Origin of the sequence: Desulfosarcina sp. (genome assembly GCF_046496365.1) — a bacterium.
Classification (GTDB): domain Bacteria; phylum Desulfobacterota; class Desulfobacteria; order Desulfobacterales; family Desulfosarcinaceae; genus Desulfosarcina.
On the sequence record NZ_JAWOHB010000107.1, the window covers coordinates 1 to 3136 of the forward strand.

Here is a 3136-nt window from a genome sequence, read left to right on the forward strand (position 1 = left end):
CACAAATGGTTTCTGATAGACACTATCCTAACGCAACCAGTTAGAGATTTGAACCTCGAGATGACTTAATTCTTGTCAAGATCTTTTCAATATGTTCTAGATGGATCCTTTTTGGTAACCGGAACCGGATTTAACCAAAAGGCCCAATTTTAACCCCCCGTTACAAGGAGCAGTTATGGCAAAAAAGATGAAAACCATCGACGGAAACACCGCAGCCGCCCACGTGGCCTACGCCATGAGCGAGGTAGCCGCCATTTATCCGATCACTCCATCCTCTCCAATCGGTGAAATCTGCGATGAGTGGGCGGCAAACGGGCGCAAGAACATTTTCGGGCAGACGCTGCTGGTGCGCCAGCTGCAAAGCGAGGCTGGTGCCGCGGCTGCGGTCCACGGTTCTCTGGCCGCCGGCGCCCTCACCTCTACCTACACGGCCTCCCAGGGCCTGCTGCTGATGATCCCCAATATGTACAAGATCTCCGGTGAACTCCTGCCTGGCGTTCTGCACGTCACGGCCCGGGCCATCGCCGCCCATGCGCTTTCCATCTTCGGCGACCATCAGGACGTCATGGCGGTGCGCCAGACCGGCTTTGCCATGCTGGCCTCTGCTTCGGTTCAGGAGGTGATGGACCTGGGTTTGGTCGCCCATCTGGCCGCCATCGAGTCCAGTCTGTCATTTCTGCATTTATTCGACGGTTTCCGGACCTCCCATGAACTCCAGAAGATCGAGGTCATCGACTATGCCGACATGGCCAAGCTGATCAATATGGAAGCCCTGGAAAATTTTCGCGCCCGTGCGGTCAACCCTGAAGCGCCCGAGTTGCGCGGTACCGCTCAGAACCCGGACATTTACTTCCAGGGGCGGGAAGCGGCCAACGTTTACTACCAGGAACTGCCCGACATCGTTGCCGATTACATGAAAACAGTCGCCGGGTTCACCGGCCGCAGGTACAACCTGTTCGATTACGTGGGTGATCCCAATGCCGACCGCGTTATCATCTCTATGGGCTCCTCCTGCGAGACCATCGAAGAGGTGGTGACCCACCTCAACGCACACGGCGAATCGGTGGGTCTGGTCAAGGTTCGCCTTTTCCGACCCTTTTCGGCCAGGCATTTGCTGGCGGTCTTACCGGCCACCGCTGCGCGCATCACGGTCCTCGATCGCACCAAAGAGCCGGGCGCGTTGGGTGACCCACTCTACCAGGACGTCTGCACCGCCTTCGTGCAGCACGGCGAGATGCCCACCCTCGTCAACGGCCGCTACGGCCTGGGTTCCAAGGAGTTCAACCCCTCCATGGTCAAGGCCGTGTTTGACAACATGAACGCCATCGCACCCAAAAATCATTTCACGGTAGGGATCACCGATGATGTCACCCATACCAGCCTGGAGGTGGAAAGCGGGTTTGACGTGGCGCCGGAAGACACGGTTCAATGCAAGTTCTGGGGCCTCGGGGCCGATGGCACGGTTGGCGCCAACAAGAGCGCCATCAAAATCATCGGCGACAACACCGACATGTATGCCCAGGCCTATTTCGCTTACGACTCCAAAAAATCAGGCGGGGTGACCATTTCCCACCTGCGTTTCGGAAAAACGCCCATCAAGAGCACCTACCTGATCGACAGCGCCGATTACATCGCCTGTCACAACCCGGCCTACGTCACCATCTATGATGTTCTGGAAGGCATCCGCGAAGGCGGCACCTTTATGCTCAACAGCCCCTGGAGCCTCGAGGAGATGGAAACCCATCTGCCGGTGGCCATGCGCCGCACCATCGCCCGCAAAAAGCTTAAATTCTACAATATCGATGCCGTCACGATTGCAGGTGCGGCGGGTTTGGGTGGGCGCATCAACATGATCATGCAGACGGCCTTCTTCAAGGCGTCCAATGTGATCCCGGTTGAGGAGGCGATCACCTTGCTGAAAAATGAGATAAAAACAATGTTCGGCAGGAAAGGCGACAAGATTGTCAACATGAACAACCAGGCCGTGGATAAGACCCTGGACCATCTGGTGGCAATCGACTACCCGGCCAGCTGGGCCGAGGCGGGGGCCACTGCTACCGAAGCCATCGACGAGCCGGCCTGGGTTAGCGAGGTGATGCGCCCCATGCTGGCCCAGCAGGGAGACAAGCTGCCGGTAAGCGCCTTCTCCCCCGACGGTCTTTTTCCGGTGGGAACCACCCAGTATGAAAAGCGCGCTGTGGCCATCAATGTTCCCGAATGGATCGTGGAGAACTGCGTTCAATGCAACCAGTGCGCCATGGTCTGTCCGCATGCAGCCATCCGTCCGCTGCTGGTGACTGATGATGAGCGCAAAACCGCCCCCGATGCCTTCGAGACCAAAAAAGCCCTGGGAAAGGAGCTGAAAGGTTATGGCTTCCGCATCCAGGTTTACGCCGAGGACTGTATGGGCTGTGGAAACTGCGCCGATATCTGCCCGGCCAAAAAGCCGGCGCTGGTGATGCGGCCGCTAGCCTCCCAGCTGGCAAAGCAGGTGCCCAACCAGCGCTTTGCCTCCAGCCTGCCGGTTCGCGAAGGGCTGGTGGCCCGCAACACGGTCAAGGGCAGCCAGTTTTACCAACCCTTGCTTGAGTTTTCGGGTGCCTGTGCCGGATGCGGTGAAACTCCCTACGCCAAACTGCTGACCCAGCTTTTCGGCGACCGCATGGTGATCGGCAATGCCACCGGGTGTACCTCTATCTGGGGCGGCAGTGCGCCGTCGATTCCTTATTGTGTCAATGAAGAGGGGTGCGGACCCACCTGGGGCAACTCCTTGTTCGAAGACCCGGCCGAGTTTACCTACGGCATGCTATTGGGCCAATTGCAGCAGCGTCGGCTGCTGGCCGATCTGGTGGCCCAGGCCCTGGAGGCGGATATCGATGCCAACCTCAAGGTGGCCATGAAGGGGTGGTTGGGCCATATGAAGGATGCCGAAGGCTCCAAGCGCTATGGCGACCAGATCCGGGAAATGCTGTTTGCCTATGAGGGGCACCCCCTGTTGAGTCGGATCGAGAGCCTGGCCTCCTATTTCACCAAGCGTTCCTACTGGGTTTTCGTGGGAGACGGCAGCGCCTACGACATCTCTTTCGGCGGCATTGACCACGTCCTAGCTTCGGGTGAAGACATCAATGTGATCGTC

General features: G+C 58.1%; 1 protein-coding gene. It reads left to right on the forward strand.

Annotation, left to right across the window (positions count from 1 at the left end; genetic code table 11):
• Window positions 1-175 precede the first annotated feature (175 nt).
• The coding region (gene nifJ, locus R6V78_RS09135; protein ID WP_410289043.1) for a pyruvate:ferredoxin (flavodoxin) oxidoreductase at window positions 176-3136 on the forward strand (2961 nt) is incomplete at its 3' end.